We start from the raw sequence: 7,379 nt of genomic DNA on the forward strand, positions 1-7,379 counted from the left end.
GACCGATGAGTGACCCCCTGAAGATCAGCCGTCGCAAACTGTCCGATGAAGTGTTCGACCGGCTCTATGCCATGCTCCTCAATGGCGACTTCATGCCCGGTGACCACCTGCCCTCGGAGAGAGCGCTCATGGAGATGTTCGGCGTGGGCCGTCCGGCCATTCGCGAAGCGATGCAGTCGCTGGAGCGCCTGAGCCTGGTGACCATCCAGCATGGCCAGAGACCGCGGGTGACGGCACCGACCGCCGAAGGGCTGATATCGCAGATCGAGCTGACGGCGATGCACATGCTGTCGAGCTCTCCGCAGTCGCTGGAGCATCTCAAGGAAGCGCGTGCCTTCTTCGAATTGGGGATGGTGGCGCGAGCGGCGCGGTCGGCCGTCGAGACGGACGTTGCCCGCCTGGAGGAACTCGTGGCGCGTCAGCGTGGCGAGCTGAATCGCGACGCCGGGGCCTTCATCAAGGCCGACATGGACTTCCATCGGGCCATTGCCCGGATCACCGGCAACCCCATTTTCATCGCGGTCAGCCATGCCATGCTCGACTGGCTGGCGCACTTCCACTCATCGATGCTGCACTGGAAGGGCAACGAGGAGATCACCTTGGAAGAGCACCAGCGAATCATCGAAGCGATTCGCCGGCATGACGAAGCGCTGGCAGTGAGCGAGATGCGCTCTCACCTGGATCGGGCGCGATCGCTGTATGTCTCTGCGCATAAAGGCAACGACAACTGGCAAGCGTAGCCGATAGCGACAGTGGTACTGGCGGATGAACGCGCAGCCGAGAGTGAAGGGGTGTGAGGAGCATGCCGCCTTGGGATGCTGAAATCCTTGGTATCGTGTGTCACTGGGAGGGATATGGTTGATGAGCCCACGATTCCCGCTGTCCGGTTCGACAGCGAGGGGCTCGAGCCGAATGACCGTTTCGAGGCATGGCGTGAAGCCATCGCCCCGGTATTCGACGTCGAACCCCTGCGGGTCAGGGATGGCGGAAGCCCCGTCAGATTTGCTTCACGCATCGAGGCCTACCACCTCGGCAACATGTTGGCGGCCAGCGTCCACACCGGTGCACAGCGCTTCTACCGTGCGCGGCCCAATCATCGTGTCGATCATCTGCTGGTGCAGGTGCATCGCCAAGGCGGCTATCACGGACGGCTCGATGACTCGGCGGTGAGGGTGGCACCCCGACACGTCTCGTTGATCGATCTCGACCGTCCTCTGCATACCGAATCGGGTGAGACGGACATTCTCAACGTGATGCTGCCGCGCGACCTGTTCAGTGGGCAGCCGGCTTTTCTGGATGGGCTGCATGGTCTGGTGCTAGAGCCGGCACGCGGCGCTTTCCTGGCCGACTATCTGGCTGCCCTTATGAGACGGCTGCCGAGTGTCAAAGCGCACGAAGCGCCGGAGCTGACGCGAATCACTCGGGACATGGTGCTGGCTTGCTGCGCTGAGGATGCCGAAGCCAGGGCGCGCGCGCAGCCATCGATTCAAATGATCGTGCGCCGTCGTTTGGAGGGCCTCATCGAGAGGGAGCTCGCCTCGCCTCGATTGACGCCGGATGCGCTGTGTCGGGCTGCCGGAATGTCGCGCACGCAACTCTATCGGCAGTTCGAGATGGATGGCGGCGTGGTTCGCTATATCCAGCGACGACGCCTGGCACGGGTCAAGCGGTGCCTAGACGACCCCCGGGAGTATCGCTCCATCGGAGAACTCGCCGAAGCCCATGGTTTCCGGAGCCTGGCCCATTTTTCCCGCTGTTTCCGTGAGCGTTACGGCTGCTCGCCTCGTGATGCTCGGGACCTGGCCAAAACGCCGACCGTGTCATCCGAAGCGGATGCCGGTAGCACCGTCAATGACTGGGTGCGTCGTCTGAAACGTCGCTGAAGTCTGCCCTCCGTTTGTTTGCGCGTCCCTCATTTTCACCTTGTTTTGATGCTGCGTCCCAATGCGTCGGAACACGCATTGTCGACGCTTTTCGCGGTTGATAGCGTCGCGGACAAGCACTAACGAAACCATTAATGATTCAGCGGCCTACCGGGCCGCTTTCTTCTGTTACGGCAGGCTGCCATGTATCCGAGGGCCAAATAGCGCAGCGGCAATGCGCTGATGATGGCCGCCGAACTAGTTCAGACCGTGAAGCAGTCCCGGAACCCGAATGGCCGGCAGAATGAAATACGCCCTGAATCATCAAAAATTCTTTTAAAAATAATTTTTTATATAACCCGGACGGGCTGGGTACAAGAACTAACTACCCTGCTGCTGGAACGGAGCCCTGACCATGAATCGCAAGTATCGTCTGATCTGGAACGCGACCCTCCATCAGTGGCAGGTGGCTGCTGAAAATGCCTGCCGTCGAGCCGTACGGCTGACGGTCCGGGGTGGCTTGGCTACCCTGGCACTGTGGGTTGGCACGGCCCAGGCGGTGGACTTCACGGTAAGCAATCTCAACGACAGCGGGGCGGGTAGCCTGCGCGAGGCGGTGCAGAATGCCAACGCCGATACCTCCGAAGCCCATACCATCACTGTGGACTCGGGCCTCAGTGGCGAGCTGACACTCTCCAGTGCCATCACCATCAGCAGCGACGTCACCATCCAAGCCGATGGCCATGCGATTCTCGCCGGGAACGGCGAGCGAGTGTTCCGTGTGGGGGACGGCAGTGCTGATACGGCAAATGTCACCTTGAGCGGGCTTACCCTCACCGGTGGCCGGGCCCATGGCGGCGACGGTGGCAGCGGCAGCGGCGGCGGCGGCGGGGCCGCGGGCCTGGGCGGCGCCATCTACGTGGATGCCAACGGCGATCTCACCCTGAACGACATAGATTTCGCGGACAACCGCGCCGAGGGCGGTGATGGTGGCGCCGGGGGCAAGGGCGACCCGAACGGGGAACGCACCGGCGGCGGGGGCGGCGGCGGGCTGGATGCCGCTTCCGGCGACGAGGGTACGATCTTCGATCCCAGTTCCGGGAACGGTGGCGAAGGCGGTGATGGCGGCGGCCTAGCCGGTGGTAGCGGCGGCGCGTTCCCTTACAGCGGCAATCCGGGCAACTCCGGCGGCGACGGCGGCGAGGCCAGCGGCGGGGGCGGCGGCTCGCCGGCCATTCATGAGACTGGCGGAGCCGGTGGCGGCGCGGGTTTCGGCGGTGCCGGCGGCGGTGGTGGCAGCGCCTTCAATGATAACGCTGGCCACGGCGGCGATGGCGGCTTCGGTGCCGGCGGCGGCGGTGGCGGTGAAACAGACGCCCACCTCGACGGCTCCGGGGGCTCCGGGGGCACCGGCGGCTACGGCGCCGGCCGCGGGGGTAACGCTGGCGGCACCGGCGGCGGCGGCGCCGGGCTGGGCGGCGCGGTGTTCGTGCGCGAAGGCGGCTCGGTACGCATCGAGAACAGCAGCTTCGCCGCCGACAATACCGCCCAGGGCGGCAACGGCCACCAGGACGGCGCCGGCGAAGGTGGTGCGCTGTTCCTGCACGGCGGCGGCAGCCTGGATTATGACGTAGCCGGCACCCAGACCCGGTACCTGAATAGCAGCGTCGCCTCCGACCAGGCACTGGGCCTGAACAAGGCCGGCGAAGGCACCCTAGACATGAACGCGGCCAGTGACTTCGGCGACGGCGTCACCGTGACGGCGGGCACTCTGCGTGGCGACAGCAGCACCCTGATCAGCGATACAGATATTGCCAGTGGCGCCACACTCGAATTCGATCAGGGCGTCGATGGCAGCCACGATGCCGCCCTGTCCGGCGACGGTGAACTACGCAAAACCGGTGATGGCACGCTGACGCTCGACGGCAACTACACACACGCCAGCACCTCGGTCGATGAAGGTATCCTGCGTGGCGACAGCACCACCCTCACCACCGAAACCGAGATCGCCGGCGGCGCCACGCTGCAATTTGACCAGGACAGCGACGGCACGCATGACGCCGCTCTGTCCGGGGATGGCGAGCTGCTCAAGACCGGCGACGGTAACCTGACACTCAGCGGCAGTTATGAGCACGGCGACACCCTAGTGAGTGGCGGCGCCCTGGAAATCGACCAGCTGGGTGATCTTGGCAGGGGCGCGGTGCGCCTGGACGACGGGGCCCTGCACCTGGGTGCGGGCAACACCCCCTCCTCCGGTGTACTGGAGCTTCTCGAAGGTGGCGGCACCCTGCGGGTGGAAGATGCCGCCGACACGGCCGTCGTGGATCGAATCCTGGAAGGCCCCGGCGAATTACGCAAGACGGGCGAAGGCGCCCTGGAGCTCAGCTATAACCCCATTTACGAAGGGGGTACCCGTGTGCTGGCGGGCACTCTGGAAATGGGAGACATGACCAATGAGCTGCGCGGTGAAACCCATATCGCGGACGGTGCCCGCCTCGAAACCGGGAGCGGTCTCATCCTGCACGAACTGAGCGGTGCCGGTGAGCTGCAGTTCGCTGGCCCCCCGGACATCGTGGTCCGTGAGGGCAGTTTCAACGGCGGCATCAGCAACCTCGGCGGTTACGGGCGGCTGACCAAAGAGGGTGACGGCACCCTGAGTCTCACCGGCCCGCTCAGCCTCGATGCGGGCATCCTGATCAGCGAAGGCACCCTGGAACTGGACGAGGATGCCGACACCACCGGGCTTCTGAAAATAGACGATGGCGCGACGCTCGCGACCGGCGGTAAGGAAGTCAATATCCCGCGTATCCTCGGCACGGGGGTACTAGACATTGGCTCTGGTGGTGTGCGCGTCGGCGAAGGTGGTGACGTCACCTTCGACGGTAGCACCGCCGGCACTGGCGCGTTGATCAAGGACGGCGCTACCCGGCTGACTCTCAGAGGCACGCTTGATCACGACGCCACTACCGTGGATCAGGGTATCCTCGCACTCACCGGCGACGCCCAGACCCCCGGTGACGTGACCATCAACACCGGTGCCGTGCTGGAAACCGATGACCAGGCGGTGAGCCTGAGCGGCCTGGCCGGCGGCGGTGAGCTGCACATGGGCAGCGGCGGCGTGCGTCTGGACACTGATGGCAACGCCAGCTTCAGCGGGCGAGTGGCAGGCGATGGCGCGCTGGAAAAGGATGGAGCGGGCACGCAGGAGCTGAGCGGCAACACCGCGTACACGGGCAATACACGGGTGCGCGCCGGCACTCTGGAGCTGTCAGGCGACGCCGATAGCCTGCAAGCCGTGACCATCGACAGCGGCGCCACCCTCGCCACGAACACCCAGGCGGTGAACCTTGGCGCACTGGCTGGCAATGGTGAATTGCGCCTCGGCGATGGCGGCCTGACGCTAGGCGCCGGTGATGAGCCCAGCGTCTTTGGCGGCAGCCTGGTCGGCAGCGGCGCCTTCACCAAGACGGGCGACGGTCAGCTCACCCTCATCGGTGACAGTAGCGCTTACGACGGCCAAACAACCCTGGACACGGGGCTTGTCCGGATCTTCGGCGAACTGGGCGGCACCGCCACCGTGGCAGACGGTGCGATCCTGACCGGTGTCGGTACCTTGGGGGACATCACGGTCGACCAGGGCGGCATGCTCGCACCAGGCAACGCCGTCGGTGCGCTGAGCGCGAATGCCGTGACTTTCAGTACGGGGAGCGAATTCGTCGTCCGCGTCGATAGTGGAACGGCAGGCCGCCTGGTCGCCACCGGCGATGTCCGCATCGATGGGGGGGATGTTCTTGTCGTCAGCTTGGAGCCGGATGGCGACGAGAGCGTGCTGGGCGATCACACCATCCTGACTGCGGATGCCATCGATGGCGAGTTCGACGCCGTCGCCGCCAACTACGCCTTCCTCGATCCTTCTCTGAGCTACTCCGATCAGGCGGTGGAGTTGACCCTGGCACTTGCCAATGATGGAGAAGATGACGGTGGCCCATCGTCTCCTCCCTCCCCCGGCGGTCTGCTGTCCGAGCATGCTACCAGCGATAATTCGCAGCGGTTCGCGTCGGCACTGAATACGGTCGATGCTGGTGCACCGGGATACCAGGCCTTCGCGAATGCCCTGCTGTTGCTAGAATCCGGGGAGGCCGGCCAGGCCGCCGAGGAGTTGGCCGGCAGCGACATTCCCGTCAGCCAAACGGCAATACATCAGTTGACTCAGTCCTTCTCATCCTCGCTGCAGGGGCGCATGAGCGGTGCCAGCAGCGAAACGCCGCTGGCGGCAGCCGCCTTGCAGCAGCTGCATCGGGGCGATGCCGCCTATGCACCGCAACAGCTATCGATGCTGGAGTCGGCCTTTGCGCCACCGTCTCGACACAATCGCGAAACGGTCGGTCCCCGCGGCTATGCTCCCGCTCTGAGTCGGCCAACGGGGCCGGTGAGCTGGGCGCGGGCCGTCAGCAGCGACAGCCGACTGGGTGCCGATGGCGACTTGCCCGGCGTCTCTTCACGCTCGACCGGGGTGCACGCCGGCAGCGAGCTGTTTCTGGATACCGAGCTGATGGTGGGTGTCGCCTTCGGCATCGAGCGGGGCCAGGTCAGTGGCGGCAGCGCCCAGAGCGATTTCGATACCTACTCGGCAGGGCTGTATGCTCGCCAGGAGCTCGGCGACTGGCGGCTGTCGGGGTCGGCCAGCATGGGCTGGCTGGATCTGGGGAGCGAGCGTTCCGTAACCGGCTTCGGCCAACACCAGGCCGATTATGACGCTCGTGTCGGCACGGTCGATGCTGAGCTGGCGTATGCCCCGTCGTCGGAGGAGAGTGACTGGCGCGTTTCGCCCCTCGTCGGCCTCACCTATAGCCATACCCGCCGCGAGGGTTTCCAGGAAGACGGACTGGTCGGTCTCGATGTCGACGCTTCCCGCGATGACAGCGTGCGCGGCCGGCTCGGTGCCGAGATCGCCTATCGGGTCTCGGACAGTGCCGCGATCACCGGGCGTCTGGCCTGGAGTCATGAGTTGGGCAACCCTGAGGCCTCTGCCGAAGCCTCGCTGTTGGGGAGCGACCCATTCACCATTGAAGGCCAGACGCTGCCGACCGACCTGATGGACGTGGGTGTGGGTATGGAAGCCCGCGTCACCGACCGAGTGGATGTGTACGCCGCCTACGACGGCCGCCTGGGCAGCGACTACGAGGATCACGCCGGCCAGGTAGGCATGCGCTGGCGGTGGTGATGATCGTCTCCCGCCGCAACGAACATCCGTGTCGGTCATCCCCTGGCTGGGTCGAGAAAGCGCTACCAGGCCAATTGGGTAGAGACGGTCTCACTGGAGAATGGATGCGCAAGGAGTTTCATTCAGAGTCTGTCGCCGCCGGATCTGGGGTGGTGTAAAGAAAAAAGGTTCTTCGCAGACTGGCGTGAAATGAGCAGGGCGCTGAGCGAGGTCAGGATAGAGAAACGGCGGTAAATCCGAGTAAGCTGATATTCGCCAAAACGTCAGCCTACGGACACCGCCGTTGCCATGGA

Annotated in this window: 3 protein-coding genes; all 3 read left to right on the forward strand. The window is 64.7% G+C overall.

Annotated features, from left to right (window positions below):
* Positions 1 to 5 precede the first annotated feature (5 nt).
* Positions 6 to 740 carry a transcriptional regulator NanR gene (gene nanR, locus GFD32_RS18950; protein ID WP_163578130.1) on the forward strand — a complete coding sequence of 245 codons (735 nt, stop codon included), beginning with the start codon at positions 6 to 8 and terminating at the stop codon, positions 738 to 740.
* Between the two features lie 114 nt (positions 741 to 854).
* Complete coding sequence (locus GFD32_RS18955) at positions 855 to 1,883, forward strand: helix-turn-helix domain-containing protein (protein WP_163578131.1); 1,029 nt, start codon at positions 855 to 857, stop codon at positions 1,881 to 1,883.
* 394 nt (positions 1,884 to 2,277) lie between these two features.
* A complete protein-coding gene (locus GFD32_RS18960; RefSeq protein WP_163578132.1) occupies positions 2,278 to 7,086 on the forward strand; it encodes an autotransporter domain-containing protein in 4,809 nt (1,602 codons plus the stop codon).
* Positions 7,087 to 7,379: the final 293 nt, after the last annotated feature.

It is taken from the genome of Halomonas faecis, from assembly GCF_010993975.1.
In the GTDB taxonomy this organism is placed as follows: domain Bacteria; phylum Pseudomonadota; class Gammaproteobacteria; order Pseudomonadales; family Halomonadaceae; genus Halomonas; species Halomonas faecis.

Coding starts and splice junctions, on each gene's coding strand:
- nanR (WP_163578130.1), top strand. CDS start 6: ATGAGTGACCCCCTGAAGATCAGCCGTCGCAAACTGTCCGATGAAGTG.
- GFD32_RS18955 (WP_163578131.1), top strand. CDS start 855: ATGGTTGATGAGCCCACGATTCCCGCTGTCCGGTTCGACAGCGAGGGG.
- GFD32_RS18960 (WP_163578132.1), top strand. CDS start 2,278: ATGAATCGCAAGTATCGTCTGATCTGGAACGCGACCCTCCATCAGTGG.